This is a genomic window from Patescibacteria group bacterium (assembly GCA_041661625.1).
Taxonomy (GTDB): Bacteria; Patescibacteriota; Patescibacteriia; order JAHIZJ01; family JAHIZJ01; genus JBAZUB01.
Genome location: JBAZUB010000001.1, coordinates 110353 through 134118, shown reverse-complemented (window position 1 = coordinate 134118; position 23766 = coordinate 110353). Strand labels below are relative to the sequence as shown.

The window sequence follows — 23766 nt, the reverse complement described above, 5'->3', positions numbered from 1 at the left end:
ACCATGAACATCACACTAGATCTTATCCAAGAGTTTCGCCGACGCACCGGCATGGGCGTAATGGACTCAAAACAAGCATTGAAAGATTCCGATGGAGATATCGATAAAGCTATGGCCACAATGCGTTTGAGGGGCGACAAAATCTCACAGAAGAAAGAAGGGCGCGTTACCAAGCAGGGCTTAGTTGAGTCATATGTGCATGCCAACCGAAGAGTTGGCAGCTTGGTCGTTTTATTGTGCGAATCCGATTTCGTTGCTCGAACGGATGTTTTTAAGAATTTTGCACACGAAATTGCGTTACAAGTCGCAGCCACTAATCCTGCCTATATTGCTCCAGAAGATGTACCGGATAGCGTTATTGAAGAAGAAAAAGAAATCTACCGGCAGCAAATAGACGCATCAAAGCCTGCAGATATACAGACCAAAATTATCAATGGCAAAATAGACAAGTATTTCCAAGACAGGTGTTTGTTAAAACAAGTATTTGTGCGGGATGATAGTGTTACGATTGAGGGACTGCTGAAGCAAAAAATTGCCGAATTGGGTGAAAATATTAAAATTCAACATATTGCCAGGTTTGAAATATAGCCATGAATACTGCGTTAGTTCAAATTGAACCTTGGGATCAGCCACATAAGGTAGGGCATTTGCCTAATGAAATAACACTGGGCAGCCGGATTGTGTTTACGATCGAGGGCAGTCTTGACATTGGCATTATTACTAAGCTTGACGAAAGCGGGGAAGCCTTAAATGAAACAGAAATACGCGATTGTGTTCGCGTCGCTACATCAGACGATATTCGTAAACTGCAAAGTAACAATGTAAAAGTAAAAGAGGAATTAAAGTTTTGCCAAGATCAAGTAAAGAAATTAAAGTTAGAAATGAAGTTAATCAGTTGCCATATATCTTTGGACGGCAGCCGGATAATATATGGGTTTACGGCCAGCGGCCGAATAGACTTCAGAGAATTACTCAGGGAGCTGACACGACGAGCCAATAAAAGCGTGCGGCTGCAACAGATCGGAATTCGCGATGAGGCCAGAGTTTGTGGGGATTTGGGTGCCTGCGGGCGAGAGTTGTGCTGCCGCAAATTTCTTAAACAGTTAGTTAGCGTAACATCACAATACGCCAAAATACAACAGATCGAACACCGTGGTTGTGATCGGCTGTCGGGCAGCTGTGGAAGACTTAAGTGCTGCTTGGCGTTTGAGATGAAAACATATATGGACAACAGTGCAGCCATGCCAGAAATCGGCAGTCAAGTGAAAACACCCAAAGGTATGGGCAAAGTGACAGCGCGTAATTTGGTTACTCAAGATTACCAAGTAATACTGGAAGACGGCACAACGTATTCGACCAAAATAAACAATAAAGCATGACCGACTATATATTAATTGCGATTGTTTTACTGTCTTTGATTGGAATAGTGTTTTTAATCTCAAAAAAAACAAAAGAACTATCTCGTTCCGATATTCTCTCTCCTAAACAACACAAGGAATTAAAGACCAAAGAACAAATCATCGCCCGGCGGCTCGAACGTAAATTTTCAAAATTTGGCTTAGTCATCAATAATTTTGGTAAACCTGTCGCGCAGGCGTTAAGATCCGGAGCTCATCGTATCTATACGGCACTACAAGAGCTTGAAGCCAGATATCATCATCGCACACTAAGCAAAGAAGTGGGCGAGTCCAGGGCTACAGGGCACGCATTTGTAAAGTTAAATACCGAAGCCAGCACATTATTAAATGATGAAAATTATAAAGCGGCCGAAAAGAAAATTATCGAGATGATTACGCTCGATCCAATGAATCCAGATACATATCGGAAGTTAGGTGAGTTATATGTCGAATCAAAACAATTTGAATTAGCCAAAGAGACATATCAATATGTTATTACGTTGGTTAAGAAGCAACAGAGTGAAATAGAGGTGAATGACGGTTCGTTAAACATACAACTCGCGGCAGACTATCTAGTGCTGGGACATATATTTCAGGATGATAACGACCAAGTGGCGGCATTAAATTATTTCGAACAAGCCTGCAAATTAGACCCAAATAATCCCAAGAACCTCGATCACTTACTTGAATCTAGTCTAGCCACACGGAATAAGGTATCGGCCTGGGAGGCATATGATCGATTAAAGTCCGTAAACCCAGATAACCAAAAACTAGCTGAATATGAACGAGAAATTAAAAAACTTGAAGAAGAGACAAAAAAGGTGTAGAGTCTGTTGAGTGATAATTTCTGCCGTTGTAGCTCAGTTGGTAGAGCAACTCCATGCCTGCCCGCCATTCGCCAAGTGCCGATGTAGCTCAGTTGGTAGAGCAACTCCATGGTAAGGAGTAGGTCCGCGGTTCAAATCCGCGCATCGGCTCCAGGCAATTGGCAGGCGGGGTAAGGAGTAGGTCGCCGGTTCGATTCCGGCCAACGGCTCCACGACAATATATGGGCAGGTACCGAAGCGGTCAAACGGGGCAGACTGTAAATCTGCTGGCTCACGCCTTCGTAGGTTCGAACCCTACCCTGCCCACCAGGATACATCAACACCTATCGGGTGTTTTTGTGTATCCGTCATGCTGCTGGATGAATTTAAGATAAGTATACGCACTAAGACGTACGGTTCGGCGCAATGACTTGTGATCAACGGCGATTAGCCCAAATCTAGGCCAGAAACCTTTATCCCACTCGAAATTGTCTAGTAGTGACCAATGCAAATAGCCACGCACATCACAACCCTCATTAATAGCCTTTTCAAGCCACTGGAGTGATTCGGTGATGAATGTGCCACGATGCTTGTCCCTGTCATCGGCGCAGCCATGCTCGGTGATAATTATTGGCTTATGGTATTTTTGTAATGATTTAATGGAATAATAAATTGTTTCAGGAAGAAGAGTCCAGCCCAGGTCTGAGGTTGGGGCGGCTATTTTAGCCTGCCGCCAAAGATTAAAACGCAAGCAAAAATAATGATTCAAACCCAAGAAGTCACAGCTACCCATAGTTCTATTTAAAACATAGCTATTCCAAACGAAGTCAGCTATGCGTATCAACATTGATGTAATTAAGTCACGCCGAGTAGCTTGGAAAAGTATATAGTGATGTGCCATACCGACTTGTGCATCAGGCGATAAATGTTTAATTACGCCTGACGATAATCTATGTGACTTTATTAAGTTCCGTAATGTTTTCCAAAAAATGTATAAGCTTCTTTTTTCAGGTGGAAACAAGCCGACAAAGTAAGCTGAGCCAGCATACACATTTGGTTCATTCAGCGTAATCCAATATTTTACATCCTTCCCCAGACGTCTAACTACATATTCGACGTATTTAGAGAATATTGCCGGGGAATCTTTTGATTCAAAACCACCTATTTTACTGAACCAAACCGGGAGTGTCCAATGCCATAATGTGACAATTGGTTCGATGCCCCGAGATCTTAGCTCTTTGATAACATCTCGGTAGTGATCTATCGCACTTTCATCGTACACACCAGGTTCGGGCTCAACGCGCGACCATTCAATCGAAAAACGATGGGCGTTATGGCCCAGGCTTTTTGCCAATTCAATATCTTCTTTAAAACGGTGATAGTGATCGCAGGCTACGCCCGATAAGTAATTTGTGGGATTTTTTATCTCTTCTCTGAATTGGTTGATATGATCATCCGAAAATCCATAGCCGGACTGCCTACGTAAACGATCAATAGCAGTGCCGGCTAGACGCTGATTATTGGCCTGTTCCCAAATGGTCCAATCATTCGTGTTGCCACCCTCTACTTGATGGGCCGCCGTGCTGGCACCCCATAAAAAGTTCTTAGGGAACATCTATTCAGGCAGCTTCATCAGATTCTTCATCCGGATCGTCGCTTCCAGAAAGAAAACGTTCTACCTGGATGCGAACCGAACTAACCTCAATCTTTTCGGGCTGCAGATCGCCGGAACGTGATATATGCACCCCTCGTTCATGTAGGGTGTTATAAACCTCGTGCAGAAGCGTCTCGCGCTCGGTAGCGGGCTCGATTTCACGCTCGGTGCGTTCACCAGTCTCAAGCATTTTATTCTTCAGAAGGGACATTTCATGCAACAACCCCGGCAGGCTCATGCCAGCCAAATCTTTTGACTCATGAATTTCATTTGAATGATCTGGCGACAATTCACTATTTAGATGCGGTGTGCTCATAAAGTATGTTTAGTTATCATTATGACCATCTTTGAGTTTGATAATCGTACGACATTGGTCGGCAACCTCAAGGTTGTGGGTTACCAATACGAATGTTTGCTGGTTATCTCGGTTTAACTTTTTTAACAAATCTATAATTTCCATAGATGTGTTGCTGTCCAATTCCCCGGTCGGTTCATCAGCGAGAATAATCGTGGGATTATTGATAAGCGCCCGCGCTATAGAAACACGTTGTTGCTGACCGCCGGATAGTTCATTTGGCTTGTGATTTATTCGGTCGCCTAAGCCAATCATTTCTAAGAGTTGTTTTGCTTTTATGCGCCGCTGGCTGCTGGACAAACCACCGTACTTACCGGCCAGTATGACGTTTTCAAGAGCTGTTAGTGAAGGCAATAAGTTAAAACCCTGGAAAATAAATCCGATACGATTGGCTCGAAACTTTACCGCCTCAGATTCACTAAGCTTCATAACATCTTTATCTTCGATCGTTAAGTTGCCGGCATCAGGCTTATCCAATAATCCCAGTATGTGCATTAAGGTTGACTTACCGCAACCCGAAGGTCCAATAATTGCGGAAAAATCACCCGGGTATATATTTACGCTGACATCATTCAAGGCATGAACAATGTTGTCTTTCGACATGCGATACTCTTTTTTCAGGTGTTGAGCCGATATAATTGGATTGGTCATAGGTGTGTTGTATATAGATGTTACAATTGACGCAATGCTTCGACCACTCTAAGTTTTGAGGCTCGCCAAGCTGGCAAAAGGCCAGCGGTCATGCCTAGGCCAAACGAAAATGCCAGCACTATAGCCAGAAAGACAGGGGAGAGCTCAAAAATCGCTCCACTCTTGTTGGCCACGGCATTGTTAATGATCACTATCATCAAGCTTCCTAAACCAATCCCGATCAATCCGCCAATCAATCCGATTATGCCGGCCTCAATGGTATACTCCCGAGCAATTGATCTCGATGAGGCTCCGATCGCTTTTTTGATGCCAATTTCCTTTGTCCGTTCAGTTATTGACATCACCATAGTGTTTATAATTGAGAAACCTCCAACAATCAAAGCGAGAATAGCGCTGCCCAAAATTACTGAATTAAAAACGGCTGAGGCCTTGTCAATCATTTCACCCAGGGCCTTAGGAGACATTACTATCACCTCGTCTTTGAACTGGTCCTTAATTCTTTGAGCTACCTGATCAGAGTCGTAGCCGTCCTTCCATGAGACAGCGGCTCCGGTTGAGATATCTTCAACTTTGAAAGTTCGGGCTTGTTCTATCTGGGCTCGCGTCTCGGCAGGTAGTTTGGCTAGCGCACTGTCGGATATTTCTTGCGCATTTGCGGCCTGTTCCTTGAGGGACTTTAAAAATGGGTTAGATTCAATATATAGGTCGCGAGCCACAGACAATGGCATGAATATGTATGTATCGGGGCCGGTCATAGTTTTATCGACTATTCCCAGCACTTTGAAATCCTGACCGCGTATTTTCATGGCGTCTCCGGTTTTCAACCCTTTATCTGTGGAGATGGTGTAACCGATGGTCACGCTATTAACTGGGTCGCTGGCCTCGATCATTCGGCCCTCTTTCATGGCTAATGTTTCCCAGTTGCGATTTTTAAATTTTGAGCTTAGATCCATACCCTCAATGGTGGGGGCCGGACCCATACTAACGGTAGCCTGGTCTAAGTTGGGTTCTTCCATGGGCATTTCAATGCCGGCAGCGACCGCCTCAACCCCATCGACTTTAGATATCTTATTCAGAGTGTCAACTGGAAGTGTGCCACCTGCGCCACCCATGCCAAAATTAGTCCCCTTTGGCGCCAGGGTTATTTGACCAGTGACATACTTCTTTCCACCCTGGATCATTTTATTAAATCGTAGAGCTAGCGATCCCATAACCGTAAAGGCCAGAATACCAATGCTAATGCCGAAAATAGTCAGCATGGAACGCAGCTTCTTGCGCCACATGTTGCGAAAAATCTCATTAAACATAGAATGTATAGACTTAATAATTACTAAATACTCTAATATATTATACGATACCATCGCATTTGTCCATACAACGTGGATTTTTAAACAGTTTATCAACAGCTTTGGCTTTGACAGTAAAATTGTGTCGTGGTACCTTAAACAATTCAATTTCTGTGGATAAAATAACGCTTCCATGAACAATATTCTTGGTAGATAGTTTTGTATGTTTCATAGGCATATTCCAGGCAGAATATTGGACCAACAATATCGAACAATATTACTGTTCATCCTAATGTAAGATTTGATATATGCCCTGGAAGTATATCGGTATGACGTGAATATACCCTTTCCAGAGCAGTGTAGTAACGGTATAATAGGTGCAATGAATATTACCAGCAACAATCAGGAAAAAGATCTATCAATCGTTATTGTTTCATGGAATGTTTGCGACTTACTCAAACAGGCGTTAGCTTCCATATATCAAGAAACAAATTTTATCAGCTTCGAAGTGATTGTGGTAGATAACAATTCGCACGACGGTTCAGCAGATATGGTAATGAATGAATTCCCGCAAGTCGTTTTAATCAGAAATAAGTACAATGCCGGTTTTGCTAAGGCGAATAATCAAGCCATAAAAAGGACGACTGGGAGATACATACTGCTATTAAATCCCGATACAGTTATATTAGATGGCAATTTGGATCACAGCGTTGGTTGGATGGATGATAATGTATCCGTGGGTATAATGGGCTGTCGTTTATTAAATCCTAATCACACGCCACAAGCCTCGGTTCGCCAGCTGCCAACAATTGGTGCCATGGCAATGACTTTGCTTAAATTACATCGTGTATTTCCAAATGCCAAAGCTATTAAAGATTACACCAGAGCTGATTTTGACTATAATAAAACCCAAACCGTTGACCAAGTAATGGGCGCATACTTTATGGTAAGACGAAAGACACTTGATCAAATCGGCCTATTGGATGAGGGGTACTTTATATGGTTCGAAGAGGTGGATTATTGCGCCAGAGCAAAAGAAATGGATTGGAAAGTGGCGTATTATCCGGACGCCTCCATTATACATTATTACGGCCAAAGCTTTCGTCAAGTTTTGAGTTTACGCAAACAAGTTATATTAAACAACAGCCTTTTGAGATACTACCAGAAACATGGGACAATGTGGGACCGTCTGATTGTAAAACTTTTATATATACCGAGCCTGATACCGAGCCTGGTGGTTAGTTTAATAATTCAACCATTCATGAAATGATCGGTACGCGTATCGGAAAAATATTCTGGTTGACTCTGGCGTGCTTGATTGTGGTTGATGGCTTGAGCTTGTGGGGTTGGCATGAGCCAAACTTAGCTCGGATATTCGTAATCGTCTTGGCTATTGTCGTTTTTGGCCTGTCGTATTGGCGTCTCGATGTCGGCATGTGGATAGTACTGGCCGAACTCATTGTCGGATCAAAGGGATATATATTGTCTTGGGCCGCGCCGAATTTTGTCGTCTCAATTCGATTAGTGCTTTTTGCTGCCATTATATTGGCGTGGTTGATCACCAGAATAAGGCAGAAGAATTTCCCCTTCATACATTCGAGTATATTTCGTAGCTATGTCGGTCTATTAATATGTATTTTTGTCGGGGTCATTGTAAGTCTGTTATATCATAATAAATATATTGATATATTTTACGATGTAAATGGATATCTATATCTGGGATTATTACCGGTAATGTATGATGCATTCAGTTCTCGGATGGCTATTAGCAAAACACTCCAGGTTATATGGGCGGCTCTGATGGCCATATTTATAAAAACTGCAATAATGTTGTTTATATTTGCCGGTCAATTCGAATTCATGGTTCAAGCATACCGATGGATAAGAGATACGCGAATTGATGAGGTTACATTAATTGCCGGCAATGCTTATCGGATATTTTCTCAAAGCCAGATCTGGAGCATGTTCGGTTTTTTAATTGCATTAATAGTCATTACGTTGTCGGGGAAAGCGATGATTTCACGCCGATGGTGGTGGTTCTTTATGGTAGCATCTGGCGGCGTGGTAATAATAAGTTATTCACGTAGTTTTTGGTTAGCGCTTATAATTACCCTGATATCCTGGTTGTGGTATCTATTTCGGTATGGGGGCCGTTCAAAAAAGGCCATTGTAAAATATACAGCGTGGCTGGTTCTTATATTGGCTGGGGAGCTACTTTCAATAATACTAATTATTCGTTTGCCCAATTTATTAAAATTGAACCACAACACAGCATCTTTATCATCATTAGTTGAAGATAGATTGGCCAATGATCAGCAAGCCGGCCTTCAAAGCCGTTGGAACTTAATTAAACCTTTAACAAGTAAGATAATAAAACAGCCAATAGTGGGGCATGGTTTTGGTTCAACAATAACATATCAATCAAAAGATCCGCGGATAACCGCGGGATCGGGCGGGGGAGCCTATACAACTTATTCATTTGAGTGGGGCTACTTAGATATTCTATTAAAAATTGGGGTGGTTGGGTTAGTTGTCTATGCTTGGTTTGTTGGCCGTATATTAAAATCCGGATATCGGGCAATAAAAGATACAGGAACCGAAAAACCAATCATGTTGGGCTTGTTTTTTGCCATGATATCCTTGTTAATTACCCATATTACCACGCCGTATCTTAATCACCCACTAGGTCTGGGTTTGATAATGTTTTGCGCTGTAGTTTTTGAATATGCAACACACGATGACGGGGCACCCGTCTAGAAATATCAGATTATCAATAAATTTATTAACCTATAATTCGAGCCATGACCTTGAACGATTTTTTAACTCGTTAAAAAATCAATCTTTCAAGAATTATAATGTTATCGTCATAGACAATGCATCAAATGACAACAGTGTGGAATTATCCAGAAATTGCTGTCCGGGTGCTAAAATCATACGCAATAAATATAATCTAGGCTATGCCGGCGGACACAATGTGGGCCTGTCATTGACTGACACAGAGTACGTGCTGGTGGCAAACCCCGACGTTACATTGACGGAAACTTTCCTCGAAAGATTAGTCGTGTCCTTAGACGAGGATGAGAGATTAGCGTCGGTGGGGGGCAAGTTATTAGGAATGACGGAAAACTTGAATAAACATAAACATTGTGGTATAATCGACACTACCGGTATAATTGTTTATAGAAATCGTCGATTCGTTGACCGCGGTCAAGGGGAAGACGATATGGGTCAGTATGAAAACGATTCCAACGTTTTTGGTCTGAGTGGCGCGTTGGTAATGTATCGTATGAAAGCGCTGAGAGAGGTATGTTTACCCGGTGGTCATTTTTTTGATAAAAGGTACTTTATGTACCGTGAAGACATCGATTTGGCCTGGCGTCTGCAACATTATGGTTGGCGGGCACGATATATCCATACGGCTTTGGGTTGGCACCGAAGAACTGCCGCCGATCCGAATAAGTCAGGCAATGTGAGCACCGCACGTCATCGTTTTAAAAAATCACAATTGGTGAATTACTGGTCTTACCGAAACCACCTGTATACTTTATTGAAGAACGAGCGATTAAGTGACTTCTGGCGAGACGGTATTGGAATCGTGTGGTATGAATTGAAAAAATTGACATTCATCATCATATTTGAGCCCGGCAGCTTGAGAGCCTGGAAGGAAATATGGCAGCAACGACACACGCTAAAGCAGGATCGTAAGTCAATTCAATCACAAGGGCGCTGTCATATGTATGAATGGCGTGTATAGGACTATGGATATATCTATAATCATTTTAAACTATCGATCAAAAGGACTAACCAAACAATGTTTGAAGGGAATTAGGTTACTCCAGACAAGTCTTCAAATACAAACAATCGTGGTCGATAATGCATCAAATGACGGTACTGATGAAATGGTGCGCGATGAATTTTCTTGGGCTGAATATATTTCTTCACCGGAGAACAAGGGGTATGCAGCCGGAAACAATCTGGGCATACACAAAGCCAAGGGAAAATATCTGGTAATTCTAAATCCCGATGTTGCCATATTTAACAATTCGCTCGAGACGCTATTTAAATATATGGAGACGCATCCGCATGTGGGGTTATGCGGACCAAAATTAATAAATCCTGATGGTAGTGTTCAGGCGTCATGCCGCACTTTCCAAACCCCGAAGATTATTTATTATAGAAGGACACCGCTGGGTCGCTTGCCCAAACCGCGCCAATTAATAAGACAACACTTGATGCTGGACTGGGACCACAGACAAAATAGGCCAGTCGATTGGATGATCGGCGCTTGTTTTATGGTCAGAGCTTCTGTCTTACCCGTGGTGGGCTTACTGGACGAAAGATTTTTCCTATATTTAGAGGATATGGATTGGTGTCGTCGGTTTTGGCAATCTGGATATGAAGTCCACTATGTGGCCGATGCGGAAATGGTGCACTATCACCAGAGATTGTCAGCCGAAAATCCAGGCCTGGTTGGATTATTTAGCTATGGTACAAGGATTCATATTATCAGCGCTTTTAAGTATTTTGCTAAATATTTTGGCACAAAATTACCTAATACGAAATTATGATAAATCTCCATCCCGGTTCGGCCTTATCAGAAAATGGTACTACGGTGATAAATAATAATAGACGAAGGATGAAGCGCATATTGTTGATTTTAGTTAGTATTTTGAGTGTGATAATCATATTTACTGGTATTGGCTATTTGGTATATCAAAAGGATGCTCGGATACTGCTGGCTAAATCATTGAGTGGCAAAGATAATTTTTATGCTGCTCAAAAAGATATTACTGCTGAAGATTTCAAAGGCGCTGCCCAACACCTGGATAGCGCCGGTAAGGACTTTGCCGAGGCCTCAAAGAGTCTTGATAAAATGGGCAGCTTGAGGAAGATCCCTTATATCCGAACACAGGTTAGCGCCGTAACCAACGTGCTATTGGCTGGCACTCAAACTGCCTCCGCGCTGGAAAAAGTTAGCCAATTAGCCGATGAAATAATCACACCGATAAAGAAAGACGGGCAATTTACTTTGGCGTCAGTGACGCCGGAACAGAAGCACGTAATTCTGCAAAAAATTACCGAATCATATCCAGACCTGGTGGGCATCAAGGCCGAAATAGATCTAGCTGTTGCCAATATTGATCAAATTCCAGACCATGGAGTACTGCCTGCATTGAAGAATTCTATTAAACCAATCCAGGACCAATTGCCCAATTTACAGGAGGCACTGGTGAGCGCTTTGCCGGCAACGGAAATATTGCCACCGATCGCCGGATATCCCGACGAACAAACATATTTGTTTTTACTCCAAAATAATACGGAGCTACGTCCTACGGGCGGCTTTATAGGAACGTATGGAATACTAAAGGTAAAAGACGCCGAGATTACATCGTTCAAAACTGATAATATATACAATCTAGACGACCCAGTTCAAAATACTCTCAACATCGAACCGCCGGCAGTGCTGCGGAAATATCTAAAAGCCGAAAAATGGTTTATGCGTGATAGTAACTGGTCGCCTGATTTTCCAACTAGTGCGGAGAAGGCGCTTTGGTTCTACGCCAAAGAAAATGGTCGTGAAAAGAATATCAATGGCGTAATAGCTACAACGCCAGATATGATACGATCACTTTTGAAACTGACCGGTGAAATTAAGGTAAATGGCATAACGTTTAATGAGGCCAACTTTGTTGAGACATTGCAATACCAGGTTGAGCAAGGCTATTACCGGCAGGGGATATCAGAATCAGATCGTAAGGAGGTTATTGGTGCGATGGCCGATGAATTGATGAAACGACTTATGAATTTCCCTCAAAAACGCTGGGGTGAACTATGGCAAGTGATCGGTGACAACATCGAACAGAAACAAATGTTGTTCTATTCAAATAAACCGACCCTGCAGGCGATGATCAATCAAGAAAATTGGGGCGGTAATGTCAGGCCTACCACCACCGAAGATTTCTTAATGATAGTGGATGCTAATATGGCAAGTTTGAAATCGGACCCCGGTGTAAAGAGAACGATCGATTATAAAGTTGAAAATGCTGACGATGGGTTATACGGCGACGTCACCGTTACATACGACAATCAGGGCACTTTTAATTGGAAGTCAACTCGATATCGCACCTATACCCGAATTTACGTCCCCAAGGGAAGTCAACTGATTGAACAATCGGGCGTAATGCTAAATGACATGCTAAGCGGTGGAAAACCCGGACAAGCCGAAGTTTTCGATGAATTTGATAAAACAGCCATCGCTGGATTTATTTCTATCGAACCAAAAACTACCGGTCAACTGCATTACCGCTATAAGCTGCCCAGCGCCGTATCTGAAACTGTAAATGGTGATCGCTATTCACTAATCGTAGAAAAACAGGCTGGAACAACAGCCCACGCTCTGAATCTCAATTTAACCTTTAAAAGATCGATTCTAACAGCGGAGCCCATTGACAAATTTCAGAAGAAAGAGCACAATAGTGTCGCTCTGAATACGGATTTATTGACCGATCGGGCATTTGATATCACATTCAAGTAAACCATGTTTGTAAAGAAAATTGGCATAGATCTAGGGACGGCCAATACTTTGGTGTATGTTCCAAAAAGGGGTATCATCATAAATGAGCCCTCGGTTGTCGCCATATCAATCGCTGATAAAAAAGTATTGGCCGTTGGGGAAGAGGCTAAGGAAATGTTGGGTCGCACTCCCGACACTATTATGGCATCCCGGCCGATGCGTGATGGTGTCATCGCTGATTATCGTACTACTGAAAGTATGTTACGTTATTTTATTAATAAGGCCCTGGGTGGAGTACGATTTTTCCGTCCCGAAGTAATGGTAGCTGTTCCGGCCGGTATTACATCCACCGAACGTCGGGCCGTAATAGACGCCACTCTTCAAGCCGGCGCTAAAGCGGCATTTATTATAAAAGAGCCAATCGCAGCCGCAATCGGTGCCAATATACCCATTGGCTCTGCCTCTGGGCACATGATTATTGACTTGGGCGGCGGTACAACTGAAATTGCCGTAATCTCTTTGGGAGGCATAGTGGCCAGCACCTCGATTCGTGTCGGCGGGAATAAGCTAGAAGTGGCGATTACCGACTTTATTCGCCGTAAATACGGCTTGGCCATCGGTGACCGTACGGCTGAGGAGCTGAAGATTACGATCGGATCAGCCATGACGGTAGAAGAAAAGCTATCGATGGATATTCGGGGACGCGATATGGTCAGCGGATTACCAAAAACAATAACGGTTACATCAGACGATGTTACGGATGCGATCCAGGACGAGCTGGGTGCAATTATACAAGCGGTAAAGTCGGTATTACAAGTAACACCACCAGAATTAGCCGCTGATGTAATAGACAAAGGTATGGTTTTGAGCGGAGGTACGGCTCTATTGCGCAATCTGGATAAACTGTTATCCCAGGCTACGGGCGTACCGACGTATACGTCTGACGATTCGTTGCTATGTGTAGCCAAGGGTACGGGCATTGCTCTGGAAAATCTGGAATCATATAAACGTAGCATACTCTACACAAAATAGTATGATAATCGGTATCGATGCATCACGAGCTAATATCGCTCAACAAACCGGCACCGAGCTATACTCATATACCCTGATAGAAGAATTCAAAAAATTGGCCGATTTAAATGATCGGTTTATATTGTATTCCAAAGACAAACTGAAATACGGATTGGAAATATTACCTCCAAACTTCGATTCTCAAGTGTTGCGATGGCCGCCTAAATTTCTTTGGACGCAAATCAGGCTATCATTTGCCATGGTCATGAGACGTCAAGACGTACTTTTTGTACCAGCGCATACTATACCATTACACCATCCCAAAAATACCGTAGTAACAGTTCACGATATCGGCTTCGAACAAATTGATCGTTTGTATGATAAGAAAATGATCGGGTCTGGAGGGGTTTCACGCCGGGTATTATCGGCCGGTGCGCGCCTTTTCACGCTAGGAAAATATAGCGCTAGCGAACTAGATTATCATCGCTGGGCAACCGAATATGCCATTAGACACGCTAAAAAAATAATTACAGTATCAGAATTTACTAAAAACGAAATAATCAAACGATATGGCATATCAATAAATAAAGTAGCGGTAATTTATCACGGGATAAACCGCGCGGTATTTAAAAAAATCAACGATACTGCAGCTATAAAGAAAACATTGGATAATATGAAAATATCCTCACCATTTCTGTTATATGTAGGGCGGCTAGAGGAAAAAAAGAATACCCCAGGACTAATAAAGATATTCAGAATATTAAAGACTAAGTATAAAATGCCGCATCAGTTAGTTCTAGTTGGAAAACCGGGGTTGAATTACGATGCAGTGAATAAGCTAATCGATCAATACAATTTAAACGCTTTTGTTGTAAGGCCCGGCTATGTTAATGAGGGCGAGCTAATTCATCTGCGAAATGCAGCCGATGTATTTGTTTTTCCATCGCTGTATGAAGGGTTTGGCATGCCGATTCTTGAGTCCATGGCATGCGGTACGCCGGTAGTGTGCAGCCGGGCAGCCTCATTACCCGAAGTTGCCGGTGATGCTGCCTTGATGGCAAATCCTGAAGATTACGAAGAGTTCGCATCAAAAATTCATCGTGTTGTTGCTGATGCTGATATACGTAATGGATTAATTAATCGTGGCTGGGAAAGAATCTCCCATTTTCGTTGGGACGAGTGTGCCAAAAAAACCCTCGATGTCATAAAAGAGCCATAAAGTACATAGACTAAGGCTTGATTATCTGGTATAATCAAGTCATGAATCATAGTGAAACATCCATCAATAGATGGCCGGTGTTCGGGCATACGGCGATTGTGTCGTATCTGCAACAAGCCGTTAAAAAAAGGCAAACCGTACAGGCATATTTGTTGCACGGTCCAACGCAACTTGGTAAAGCTACAATAGCAAGGCTATTTGCCAGATCGTTGCTCTGTACTAATGAAAATACTCAGCCTTGTGAAGAATGTGCCGGATGTCAAAATACCCTTAACTGTACCCATCCTGATTTTGTTGAACTTGAAAAAGACCCGGATCAGCAGAATATTGGCATCGAACATATCCGGGACCGGGTTATTAAAAGACTGCAACTTAGTTCCTTTTTAAATACCTATAAAGTGGCCGTAATTAATGATGCACAATATTTAAGTCCGGAGGCGGCCAATGCATTATTAAAAACACTGGAAGAACCGCGCCAAAATGTAGTGATAATATTGATAGCCAACGGTTTGAGCGGGCTACCGTCAACTGTTGTATCACGTTGCCAAACGTTTGAGTTCTTCCCGCTATCGACAGCCAGTATTGAAAAATACATCCAAAAATTGCATCCAAAAATTAAAAGAAACGATTTACGAACTATCGCGGGATTATCACGTGGGAGGCCGGGTCGGGCGTATGAGTTAATAAATAAACCGTCTGAACTTGAGCGCACAATTGATACTTACAAAAAATATCGCGAAGTTTTAACGGCACCAATTTGGCAAAGGATAAAATTGCTCAATGAACAAGTAAGCGGAACATCATTTCAAGAAACAAAAGACCAGGCCGAACACCTTATTCAGGGTCTAGCCGTAATACTTCGTGATGAGATATTGCGCCACTATGATTTACCCGGTTTGGCTACGTATTTTCCTGAAAATAGCCAAACAATCAAATATATAAATGCGCCTATATCGACAGACTTGATGCGCTTATTGATGTCGCTGCGCCGTTCTTTGTCTCAAAATGCTTCACCGCGGATTATTTTAGAAAATTTTTGTCTTGAATATTAAAACACCTATGAAAACTAAATTTATATTATTTGCTTCATTGCTGGTATTATTAACAGGCTATACCTGCCGAATTGGCGGGCCGGCTGCTAACGATGGGGGCGTGTTTAGATCTTCAGATCGCGGTGAAACGTGGACTCAAAAGGTGTTCGTCAGTAAGGAAAAGAAAAAGACTGTAACGATCGGAAACGTTGACACTCGAGTGTTACTATTTGAGCCGGGAAATAGCAGTACGATATATCTCGCTAGCGAAGCAAATGGACTATATCGGTCAATCGACTCGGGCGACACGTGGTCAAAGACGGGACTAAACATTGGTCGCATTACCAGCCTCGATATAAATCCAGATGTGCCCAAAACTATTTACGCCACTACTGGTCAAAGCCTATTTCGATCAACAGATGGGGGCGACAAGTGGAGCAGTATATACACCAACACATTGGCGAATAACAATCTGTTTAATACAATTGTCGACTTTTTTGACACACAACGAATATATCTGACTGACAACATCGGTTCAATCTATAAGAGTTATGATGGTGGGGATTCTTGGCAAACCATAAAAAGTTTTAATAAACCAGTGTCGATACTAAAAATGAACCCGATCGACTCGCGTAAACTATATGCCGCTATAAAAGGTGGTGGGTTTCAGTACTCTGGAGATGGCGGAGTCAATTGGCTCTCATTACAGGATGGTTTGAAAAAGTATCAAAGCGGCGACATAATTAATGCCATTGCATTTGATCCGGTCCATGGTGATACGGTATATTTAGGCACTAATTATGGCCTACTTAAATCAATTGATAATGGACTTACCTGGCAAGAAATTCCTACATTGATAAAACATAACACACAATCGATCCGTACCGTGACAATCGATCCGATCAGTACGCAAAGGATTTATATAAGCACTGACACAATTGTCTATCGCTCTGATGACGGGGGACAAACCTGGAAATCATTAAAGACCATTAAGAGTACTCGCACCATAACACAGCTCCTGGTTAACCCCGACCAATCAGACGTATTATACGCCGGCGTCCTATTTATAAAAAAATAACTATGACCCTAATCGAGTCAGAAATTACATCAACAATAGAATTTTTTAAGCAAGACATTAATACATTGAGGGTCGGTCGGGCTCATCCAGCTTTAGTTGAGCATATAAAAGTTGATTATTACAATACTCCGACGCCCTTGATACAACTGGCTAGCATTACGGCTTCCGACGCGAAGACTCTGTTGATTCAACCTTGGGATAAAAACGGTCTTAAGGATATTGAGCGAGCGCTGTCGCAGGCTGATATCGGCGCTAGCCCGGTGGTTGATGGTGTGTCTATAAGAATTACACTGCCATCGTTGACCGAAGAACGTCGGACAGAGATGGTAAAGCTTCTTGGTGAAAAGACGGAAAAAGCTAGAGTTGCCATCAGACAGCATCGTGAGGAAACAATCAAAGATTTGAAACAACAAAAGGAGTCAGGCAGCATTTCCGAGGATATATTATTTAATAAACAAAAAGAGGTCCAGCAATGTGTCGATGCCGGAATGGCAGAAGTACAAAAAGTGGCTGACATGAAAAAACAAGAAATAACCACGATATAACATATGATATGGACGCTTCTAATATTCGTTGTCATTCTAGGCCTGATTGTTATCATACATGAACTGGGGCATTTTCTTACAGCTAAGAGACTGGGTGTCAGAGTTGATGAGTTTGGGATCGGTTTTCCGCCGCGCATATTCGGAATACAAAGAGGGGAGACTGATTATACTGTTAATCTGATACCAATCGGCGGTTTTGTAAAAATCCACGGTGAGGATGGTGGCAATGAACATGATTCCAGAAGTCTAGGGAATCGACCCGCCTGGCAGCGCTTGCTTGTTCTGTCGGCCGGTGTGGGAATGAATATATTATTAGCAGCGGTATTGTTTTCTTTTGGTTTCAGTATCGGTTTGCCATCGGTAGTTGATAATAACACACAGGCAAAATCAATTAGGGACCTTAAGGTACAAATTGTATCGGTAAATGAAAACACTCCAGCTTCAGATGCTAAATTACAGCCCGGAGATCAAATAGTCTCGATCGACCAGACACCAATTAACTCAATTGAGCAAATAGAGAATTACAATAAAACAAGAGCCGAGCAATCTGTTGTTGTTTCAATTATTCGTTCAAGCAATAAGCTAGACGTACCAATCTTGTTGAAAAACCTCGATGGCTCGGGTGATGGAAAAATGGGCGTGAGCTTAGTAGAAACTGGGATAACCTCATTTTCAATTCCGACGGCCATATATCTTGGATTCAAAAACACATTCATATATCTTTGGGCTATTATCGTGTCTTTCTATACTTTGATAAAGAATCTATTTATTGGGCAACCAGTTGGCGCGGATGTAGCCGGTCCGATTGGAATAGCCGTCTTGACTGGGCAAGTAGCCAAGCTGGGTTTTATGTACCTGTTACAATTTACCGCACTTCTATCATTAAATCTTGCCGTAATTAATTTCGTGCCATTTCCAGCCTTAGATGGCGGTCGGGCTCTGTTTGTCACGATCGAAAAGATCAGAGGAAAGAAAATTAATCGTGATATTGAAAGTGCGATACACAATATCGGATTTACGCTTTTGTTGATATTGGTGGCGCTGGTAACATTGCGTGATTTGACAAAGTTTGGCGGAAGTATTGTAGGTTTTGTGAAAAATATATTTACCTAGGCGCGTAATATATAATAATATCCTAATATTAGCCAAGTATTATGTTTGGTACTTGCTATTTTACGGTTATTATCATATCATTGCCAAATGTGTAGTGCTTACAAACAGCTGACATACAGTGTTGGTTTTAGTGCATATATAATCAAAACGGAAGAGAAATAATAATAGCCTATGTTCAGCATATTTAATCGTTTTTTTGGACGCTTTTCCAAGGATATGGGGATCGATTTGGGCACGGCCAATACTCTGGTCTATGTTAAAGACCGGGGTATTGTTATAAACGAACCGTCAATAGTGGCCATAAACACAAGAACTGATCAGATTTTGGCTGTTGGTGAAGAAGCGCGGCGCATGATCGGCAAAACACCGGCACATATTATCGCTTCAAAAGCACTAGTTGACGGGGTGATATCAGACTTTGAACTCACCGAACGTATGTTACGCCATTTTATTGAAAAAGTGCATCGGGAAACATTTACCGTATTACCTCGTCCGCGAGTAGTAATCGGCGTACCTTTGGGAGTCACTGAGGTAGAGATAAAGGCAGTAGAAGATGCTACTTTGAATGCTGGAGCCAGACAAGTATTTTTGATCGAGGAACCAATGGCAGCCGCTATCGGTGCTAGGTTGCCGATACAAGATGCCTCTGGCAATATGATTGTAGATATTGGCGGCGGTACGACAGAAATTGCCGTAATATCTTTGGGCGGAGTCATAGCGTGGCGCTCACTTAGAATCGCAGGCGATGAATTGGATCAGAATATTGTTCAGTATGCCCGTGAAAATTTTAATTTATTGCTGGGGCAGCCAACAGCTGAGGATATTAAACTTAAAATATCCATGGCCGGGGACATAACCGAACCATTAGAAACAAAAATGCGCGGCCGAGATCTAATTACCGGACTGCCGAAAGAAGTGGCTATAAATAGCCATCATGTTCAAGAAGCTATTCAAAGGTCTCTGCGCTTGATTACTGAAAATATCAAGGATACGATCGAAGCCACACCACCCGAGCTTGTGTCGGATATTTATGAGCGGGGTATTGTATTAACTGGCGGCGGCGCATTATTACGTGGCATTGATAAGCTAATCAGCCAGGAAACGCAAATTCCGGTTCATATTGCAGACGATCCATTAACTTGCGTTGTCCGTGGCACCGGATTAGTACTAGATGACCTTGAAAAGCTAAAGGACGTACTTTCGGTGTCAACTAAGGAGGAATAATCATGGGTCGAAGGCTCCTAACAATTGGAGCAATTATAATAAGTAGCATCGTATTGCTAATTACTTTTAGAAGTGTGGCCTGGATACGCCCGGTAGCCGATAGTTTTACGTATATACTAAAACCACTAAACGGTAAGATTTATCCCGGATCTGCCGCGATTCAAAAATATCTAAATGAATCAAAGACGAATTCGGAATTACTTCAAAATAATGACATAGCACAAGTAGAAATTGATAGATTAATGCAGGAAAATAGCCGGTTAAAACAGGAAATGTCAGATTTGAAACTACTGCGCGAAGAGCAAGAATTCTTAAATCAACTGGGTTATCGTTATCTATCAACTCATGTAATTGGACGATCGACTGACAATTTTACACATACGGTTATTATCGGCATCGGCAGCCATGAGGGCGTGGCTGTTGGGCAAGCTGTTATTGCCGAGCGGGGTTACATGATTGGTAAAGTAACAAAGGTTGGAACCACCGTGTCCCAGGTGTTGTTGATTACCGACAGCCAAAGCCAGGTTGCCGCCGCTGTACAGAACGAAACCAGCTCTCCAGGCTTGGTTGTCGGCGAGCGCGGTACGTCGATTGAAATGCAGCTTATCCCACAGAATGAGGTAGTGACCAATGATCAAATGGTGATAACCTCGGGCCTTGAACCAACCATACCACGCGGTTTATTGATCGGTAAAATCATAAATACGACCACCCCAGCTGGTGAAATATTTCAAAACGCGACAATAACAACTAACCCCTTAACCGAGCAGGCGGGCGTGGTTTCGGTGGTGATTAATCAAAACAACTCGCTATGATAAAGCAAATATTTATCGGATTAGCGTGCGCGTCGGTTATATTATTACAAGTATCTTTATTATCTAATTACTCATTAGTAAGAAGCAGTATCAATGTATACATACTAGTATTAGTTTGGTTTATGTTAGCTTTTAAGTTAAAGCAGTTCTTAGTCTGGGTGTTGCTTTTGGGATTGGGTCTCGACGTCTATTCCAGCCTAGGATACGGAATCATTACAATATCACTATTGGCATCAGCCATAATGGCATATCTACTGTATATGAATTTTTTTTCGCACCAAACATATTTTAGTTTAATATTATTAACGGCGGTAATGGTGGTGGTATACAACCTATTCCTTTCTTTAGCATCGGTGGTTTTTTATGCCGTAGGATTTAGTTGGATTTATGTATCGATAGATTTGCCTTGGATGATTGGATTGGGTTGGCAATTACTCGGAACCTGTACGGCATTTATCGTTTTCTACGTCATATTCCACCCAACAATTGAACGTTTTCGAGAACAATTTATGATCCGACGTCATTAAAAATGAGCTACGATCCATTTTCTACATATACCAGCTCTGATGATATCCGGGATAAGAATGTTCGCGACTATTCTTTTAAACAACACCTGGGCGACGAATACCGCCCAGAAGATGATAACAAGGAGTCGTTTCGTCTTAGCATCTCCACCCAAAAGCTAAACTATCTTTATTACTTTGTAATTTTGGTATTTATCGCACTCTTTTGCCGTAGCGGGTATCTTCAAATTGCCAAAGGTGCGGATTATCGCGAGATGGCTGAAGGTAATCGTATCCGAATTGAACGGATCAAACCAGCTCGCGGCATAATCTACGACGCACAAATGAGGCCATTAGTAGAAAATGTGCCGAACTTTACTCTTCAGGCGGTACCAGCTGACATTCCAAAAACTATTGAACAGCGCACCGACGTATACGGCCAAATCATGCATATAATGGGCTCAAGAGATAACGATTTTGAAAGCCGTTTGCCTCATGATAAGGATAAACCCGGTACGCTTCTATCAACATATCAGCCAGTAACTTTGATAGAGCACTTACCGATGGATAAGGCGATATTACTCAAGATACGCAGCAGTTCGCTCCCTGGTATAGTGGTTTCTGCCGATTCGTCTCGTCATTATCTTATGGGTAATGAATACTCCCAACTATTGGGATATATCGGTAAAATTACCGACACAGAACTGTTATCAATGAAAGATAAGGGTTATGCGATAGATGATTATACAGGTAAAACAGGCCTTGAAAGATCCTACGAGGCATATTTACGTGGCAAAATTGGTCGACGCCATATCGAGGTAGATTCGCTCGGTAAAATTAAGAAGGTGGTTGCGTCAGAACAGCCCAGACCTGGACAAAGCATCGTCATGTCAATAAACAAGGATTACCAGGCCAAACTACAACAACTACTGGACGATACCGTAAATCGTTTGAGAGTGCCGGGCGGGGCAGCTATTGCACTTGACCCAAGAAATGGTGAAGTATTAGCTATGGTGACAAGCCCAACATACGATAACAATCTATTCAGTCAGGGTATTAAATCAGACGAGTATGGTGCATTATTAAATGATCCGCGCCAACCCTTATTTGACCGCTCGATCAGTGCCGAGGTACCCTCGGGGTCAACTATCAAACCTATGATTGCGGCGGCGGCTTTAGCCGAACATTTAATAACTCCCAGCACGACAGTAAACAGTGTTGGCGGCATCAAGATTGGCCAATGGTACTTTCCAGACTGGAAAGCAGGCGGACACGGCTTAACCAATGTTACCAAAGCAATAGCAGAATCGGTTAATACATTCTTCTACGCTATCGGAGGGGGATTCGAAAATATAACCGGCTTAGGAGTTCAGCGTATCAAGGAATACGCCACTCGATTCGGTTTCGGCAGTGGTCTCGGAATTGATTTGCCGGGTGAAGCTTCCGGATTTATACCCGACCAGGCCTGGAAAGAACGAGTTAAAGGAGAATCGTGGTATATTGGTGATACTTATCATATGGCAATTGGCCAAGGAGATGTTATGGTCACGCCTTTGCAGATAGCGAACATGACGGCCACAATTGCAAACGGCGGCACGTGGTACAAACCGCACATAATTCGTGCTGCCATAGATCCAGAAAACAACCAGACAACCCTAATTGAACCAGTGATTGTTAATCAGCAAGTGGTGCCCAGTTTTGCTATCGAACCAGTCCGTGAGGGTATGCGCCAGTCAGTTACTTCTGGTAGCTCAAGGGCGTTAAGTAATTTACCCGTGCCCGCAGCCGGCAAAACCGGGACGGCACAGTTTACCCAGGAAAAGACTCACGCCTGGTTTACTGGGTTTGCACCTTACGATCATCCTGAAATATCAGTTACGGTTTTTATAGAGGGGGGTGGCGAGGGGAGCGCAACCGCCATACCCATTGCACATGATTTTTTAGCTTGGTATTTCGGAGGCATGAAATGAAATCTGGCACTTGACACCTTTTAATAGACGTACTATATTTCTCAAAGTAATTTACAGACTATCACAAGACAGACCCCATGACTGAAAAAATGAACTACATTACCAGCGAAGGTTATGAAAAGATCGTTCAGGAACTTAACGAACTAAAAAGTGTCAAGCGTAAGGAAATAGCTAATCGCATCCAAGAAGCCAAGGAGCTGGGTGATTTGTCAGAAAATGCCGAATACGCCGAAGCCAAGAATGAGCAGTCATTTACCGAAGGAAGAATATTCCATTTAGAAAATTTTATACGCAACGTTACCATCATTGATAAAAAAGCCCATAATCACAAAAGCAAACGCATCGAAATTGGTTCGATGATTACTATCAAATCCGGTGAAAACGAAGCGACATATACGATTGTAGGGTCAAACGAGGCCGATCCTCTAAAGGGATTAATATCGAATGAGTCCCCCATGGGACAGACATTTATTGGTCACTCCATAGACGACGAAGTTCAAGTGGCCGCTCCCAAGGGGATTATTACCTATCGAGTGATAAGTATCAGCTAGCGCTTCAAAATACGGTTTACGCCCCGTTTTTTAGTTGCACTTG

Annotated in this window: 23 protein-coding genes and 2 tRNA genes; 21 read left to right on the top strand and 4 right to left on the bottom strand. The window is 42.6% G+C overall.

Annotated elements, in window-relative coordinates:
* Positions 1-3 precede the first annotated feature (3 nt).
* From WC734_00705 to WC734_00685, 5 genes are all read left to right on the top strand, one after another.
* Positions 4-588: a translation elongation factor Ts gene (locus tag WC734_00705; protein ID MFA6197661.1), complete on the top strand. Its 585-nt coding sequence runs from the start codon at positions 4-6 to the stop codon at positions 586-588.
* Between the two features lie 2 nt (positions 589-590).
* The gene (gene ricT, locus WC734_00700; protein MFA6197660.1) at positions 591-1379 is read left to right on the top strand and encodes a regulatory iron-sulfur-containing complex subunit RicT; all 789 of its coding nucleotides are present in this window, start codon (positions 591-593) and stop codon (positions 1377-1379) included.
* Positions 1376-2224, top strand: coding sequence for a hypothetical protein (locus WC734_00695; protein MFA6197659.1), 849 nt, complete (start codon positions 1376-1378; stop codon positions 2222-2224). The genes ricT and WC734_00695 overlap by 4 nt, the downstream gene beginning before the upstream one ends.
* Positions 2225-2301: 77 nt before the next feature.
* A tRNA-Thr gene (locus WC734_00690) sits at positions 2302-2377 on the top strand.
* A 70-nt stretch (positions 2378-2447) separates the two neighbouring features.
* A tRNA-Tyr gene (locus WC734_00685) sits at positions 2448-2533 on the top strand.
* A 7-nt stretch (positions 2534-2540) separates the two neighbouring features.
* Here the strand turns inward: WC734_00685 and WC734_00680 are convergent.
* From WC734_00680 to WC734_00665, 4 genes are read right to left on the bottom strand one after another with little or no spacing between them, the layout of a single operon-like run.
* A complete protein-coding gene (locus tag WC734_00680) occupies positions 2541-3818 on the bottom strand; it encodes a glycoside hydrolase family 1 protein (protein ID MFA6197658.1) in 1278 nt (425 codons plus the stop codon).
* Between the two features lie 4 nt (positions 3819-3822).
* Positions 3823-4173, bottom strand: a complete 351-nt coding sequence (locus WC734_00675) for a hypothetical protein (protein ID MFA6197657.1) — start codon at positions 4171-4173, stop codon at positions 3823-3825.
* A gap of 9 nt (positions 4174-4182) precedes the next feature.
* On the bottom strand, positions 4183-4863 hold the full coding sequence (locus WC734_00670) for an ABC transporter ATP-binding protein (protein ID MFA6197656.1): 681 nt from the start codon (positions 4861-4863) through the stop codon (positions 4183-4185).
* A 20-nt stretch (positions 4864-4883) separates the two neighbouring features.
* Entirely contained in the window at positions 4884-6170 is a 1287-nt protein-coding gene (locus tag WC734_00665; protein MFA6197655.1) for an FtsX-like permease family protein, read from the bottom strand.
* 361 nt (positions 6171-6531) lie between these two features.
* Here WC734_00665 and WC734_00660 point away from each other — a divergent pair, with 361 nt between their 5' ends.
* The 16 genes from WC734_00660 to greA all read left to right on the top strand — a co-directional run bounded on the left by WC734_00660 (position 6532) and on the right by greA (position 23723).
* A complete protein-coding gene (locus WC734_00660; protein MFA6197654.1) occupies positions 6532-7419 on the top strand; it encodes a glycosyltransferase family 2 protein in 888 nt (295 codons plus the stop codon).
* Positions 7416-8906: an O-antigen ligase family protein gene (locus WC734_00655; protein MFA6197653.1), complete on the top strand. Its 1491-nt coding sequence runs from the start codon at positions 7416-7418 to the stop codon at positions 8904-8906. The genes WC734_00660 and WC734_00655 overlap by 4 nt, the downstream gene beginning before the upstream one ends.
* The gene (locus WC734_00650; GenBank protein ID MFA6197652.1) at positions 8875-9903 is read left to right on the top strand and encodes a glycosyltransferase family 2 protein; all 1029 of its coding nucleotides are present in this window, start codon (positions 8875-8877) and stop codon (positions 9901-9903) included. Before WC734_00655 ends, WC734_00650 begins: the two co-directional genes overlap by 32 nt.
* 4 nt (positions 9904-9907) lie before the next feature.
* The gene (locus tag WC734_00645; GenBank protein MFA6197651.1) at positions 9908-10717 is read left to right on the top strand and encodes a glycosyltransferase family 2 protein; all 810 of its coding nucleotides are present in this window, start codon (positions 9908-9910) and stop codon (positions 10715-10717) included.
* Positions 10714-12684, top strand: a complete 1971-nt coding sequence (locus WC734_00640) for a DUF4012 domain-containing protein (protein ID MFA6197650.1) — start codon at positions 10714-10716, stop codon at positions 12682-12684. Before WC734_00645 ends, WC734_00640 begins: the two co-directional genes overlap by 4 nt.
* Positions 12685-12687: 3 nt before the next feature.
* Positions 12688-13695: a rod shape-determining protein gene (locus tag WC734_00635; protein MFA6197649.1), complete on the top strand. Its 1008-nt coding sequence runs from the start codon at positions 12688-12690 to the stop codon at positions 13693-13695.
* Between the two features lies 1 nt (position 13696).
* Positions 13697-14893: a glycosyltransferase family 1 protein gene (locus tag WC734_00630; GenBank protein ID MFA6197648.1), complete on the top strand. Its 1197-nt coding sequence runs from the start codon at positions 13697-13699 to the stop codon at positions 14891-14893.
* Positions 14894-14934: 41 nt separating this feature from the next.
* Positions 14935-15945 carry a DNA polymerase III subunit gene (locus tag WC734_00625; protein MFA6197647.1) on the top strand — a complete coding sequence of 337 codons (1011 nt, stop codon included), beginning with the start codon at positions 14935-14937 and terminating at the stop codon, positions 15943-15945.
* A gap of 7 nt (positions 15946-15952) precedes the next feature.
* Positions 15953-17002: a hypothetical protein gene (locus WC734_00620; protein ID MFA6197646.1), complete on the top strand. Its 1050-nt coding sequence runs from the start codon at positions 15953-15955 to the stop codon at positions 17000-17002.
* Positions 17003-17004: 2 nt separating this feature from the next.
* Positions 17005-17547 carry a ribosome recycling factor gene (gene frr, locus WC734_00615; GenBank protein MFA6197645.1) on the top strand — a complete coding sequence of 181 codons (543 nt, stop codon included), beginning with the start codon at positions 17005-17007 and terminating at the stop codon, positions 17545-17547.
* A 3-nt stretch (positions 17548-17550) separates the two neighbouring features.
* Positions 17551-18660 carry an RIP metalloprotease RseP gene (rseP, locus tag WC734_00610; GenBank protein MFA6197644.1) on the top strand — a complete coding sequence of 370 codons (1110 nt, stop codon included), beginning with the start codon at positions 17551-17553 and terminating at the stop codon, positions 18658-18660.
* Between the two features lie 171 nt (positions 18661-18831).
* A complete protein-coding gene (locus WC734_00605) occupies positions 18832-19884 on the top strand; it encodes a rod shape-determining protein (GenBank protein ID MFA6197643.1) in 1053 nt (350 codons plus the stop codon).
* 2 nt (positions 19885-19886) lie between these two features.
* On the top strand, positions 19887-20699 hold the full coding sequence (gene mreC / locus WC734_00600) for a rod shape-determining protein MreC (GenBank protein MFA6197642.1): 813 nt from the start codon (positions 19887-19889) through the stop codon (positions 20697-20699).
* Positions 20696-21226: a hypothetical protein gene (locus tag WC734_00595; GenBank protein ID MFA6197641.1), complete on the top strand. Its 531-nt coding sequence runs from the start codon at positions 20696-20698 to the stop codon at positions 21224-21226. The genes mreC and WC734_00595 overlap by 4 nt, the downstream gene beginning before the upstream one ends.
* 2 nt (positions 21227-21228) lie before the next feature.
* Positions 21229-23172, top strand: a complete 1944-nt coding sequence (mrdA, locus tag WC734_00590; protein ID MFA6197640.1) for a penicillin-binding protein 2 — start codon at positions 21229-21231, stop codon at positions 23170-23172.
* Between the two features lie 77 nt (positions 23173-23249).
* The gene (gene greA / locus WC734_00585) at positions 23250-23723 is read left to right on the top strand and encodes a transcription elongation factor GreA (protein MFA6197639.1); all 474 of its coding nucleotides are present in this window, start codon (positions 23250-23252) and stop codon (positions 23721-23723) included.
* Positions 23724-23766: the final 43 nt, after the last annotated feature.

Excerpts from the sequence above, each read along its gene's own strand:
- WC734_00705 (MFA6197661.1), top strand. The coding sequence starts at position 4 with ATGAACATCACACTAGATCTTATCCAAGAGTTTCGCCGACGCACCGGC.
- ricT (MFA6197660.1), top strand. The coding sequence starts at position 591 with ATGAATACTGCGTTAGTTCAAATTGAACCTTGGGATCAGCCACATAAG.
- WC734_00695 (MFA6197659.1), top strand. The coding sequence starts at position 1,376 with ATGACCGACTATATATTAATTGCGATTGTTTTACTGTCTTTGATTGGA.
- WC734_00680 (MFA6197658.1), bottom strand. The coding sequence starts at position 3,818 with ATGTTCCCTAAGAACTTTTTATGGGGTGCCAGCACGGCGGCCCATCAA.
- WC734_00675 (MFA6197657.1), bottom strand. The coding sequence starts at position 4,173 with ATGAGCACACCGCATCTAAATAGTGAATTGTCGCCAGATCATTCAAAT.
- WC734_00670 (MFA6197656.1), bottom strand. The coding sequence starts at position 4,863 with ATGACCAATCCAATTATATCGGCTCAACACCTGAAAAAAGAGTATCGC.
- WC734_00665 (MFA6197655.1), bottom strand. The coding sequence starts at position 6,170 with ATGTTTAATGAGATTTTTCGCAACATGTGGCGCAAGAAGCTGCGTTCC.
- WC734_00660 (MFA6197654.1), top strand. The coding sequence starts at position 6,532 with ATGAATATTACCAGCAACAATCAGGAAAAAGATCTATCAATCGTTATT.
- WC734_00655 (MFA6197653.1), top strand. The coding sequence starts at position 7,416 with ATGATCGGTACGCGTATCGGAAAAATATTCTGGTTGACTCTGGCGTGC.
- WC734_00650 (MFA6197652.1), top strand. The coding sequence starts at position 8,875 with ATGCAACACACGATGACGGGGCACCCGTCTAGAAATATCAGATTATCA.
- WC734_00645 (MFA6197651.1), top strand. The coding sequence starts at position 9,908 with ATGGATATATCTATAATCATTTTAAACTATCGATCAAAAGGACTAACC.
- WC734_00640 (MFA6197650.1), top strand. The coding sequence starts at position 10,714 with ATGATAAATCTCCATCCCGGTTCGGCCTTATCAGAAAATGGTACTACG.
- WC734_00635 (MFA6197649.1), top strand. The coding sequence starts at position 12,688 with ATGTTTGTAAAGAAAATTGGCATAGATCTAGGGACGGCCAATACTTTG.
- WC734_00630 (MFA6197648.1), top strand. The coding sequence starts at position 13,697 with ATGATAATCGGTATCGATGCATCACGAGCTAATATCGCTCAACAAACC.
- WC734_00625 (MFA6197647.1), top strand. The coding sequence starts at position 14,935 with ATGAATCATAGTGAAACATCCATCAATAGATGGCCGGTGTTCGGGCAT.
- WC734_00620 (MFA6197646.1), top strand. The coding sequence starts at position 15,953 with ATGAAAACTAAATTTATATTATTTGCTTCATTGCTGGTATTATTAACA.
- frr (MFA6197645.1), top strand. The coding sequence starts at position 17,005 with ATGACCCTAATCGAGTCAGAAATTACATCAACAATAGAATTTTTTAAG.
- rseP (MFA6197644.1), top strand. The coding sequence starts at position 17,551 with ATGATATGGACGCTTCTAATATTCGTTGTCATTCTAGGCCTGATTGTT.
- WC734_00605 (MFA6197643.1), top strand. The coding sequence starts at position 18,832 with ATGTTCAGCATATTTAATCGTTTTTTTGGACGCTTTTCCAAGGATATG.
- mreC (MFA6197642.1), top strand. The coding sequence starts at position 19,887 with ATGGGTCGAAGGCTCCTAACAATTGGAGCAATTATAATAAGTAGCATC.
- WC734_00595 (MFA6197641.1), top strand. The coding sequence starts at position 20,696 with ATGATAAAGCAAATATTTATCGGATTAGCGTGCGCGTCGGTTATATTA.
- mrdA (MFA6197640.1), top strand. The coding sequence starts at position 21,229 with ATGAGCTACGATCCATTTTCTACATATACCAGCTCTGATGATATCCGG.
- greA (MFA6197639.1), top strand. The coding sequence starts at position 23,250 with ATGACTGAAAAAATGAACTACATTACCAGCGAAGGTTATGAAAAGATC.